The 250-nt window shown below is 73.2% G+C and carries 1 pseudogene; it reads left to right on the top strand.

The window, feature by feature from the left end:
• A pseudogene (locus tag SB772_RS43955) lies at positions 1–250 on the top strand (DNA polymerase/3'-5' exonuclease PolX); the annotation flags it as partial.

The raw sequence follows: 250 nt of genomic DNA, 5'->3' as shown, positions 1-250 counted from the left end.
CACTGGGTGCCGCCCGAATTGCGCGAGGGCCGTGGCGAGATCGACGCGTCGCGCGCCGGCACGCTGCCGGCGCTGGTCGAGCGCAGGCATCTTCATGGCGATCTGCACGCGCATACCGACGCGTCGGCCGGGCGCGACAGCCTGCGTGCGATGGCGGACGCGGCCCGCGCGCGCGGGCTTGCGTATCTGGCCGTCACCGATCGCATGCCGGATGTCGGTGGCGGCCGTACCGATTGCGACTGGCTCGTGC

The sequence above is a fragment of the Paraburkholderia sp. SIMBA_030 genome, from assembly GCF_046535245.1.
Taxonomy (GTDB): Bacteria; Pseudomonadota; Gammaproteobacteria; order Burkholderiales; family Burkholderiaceae; genus Paraburkholderia.
This window is presented reverse-complemented; position numbering and strand designations above follow the sequence as displayed.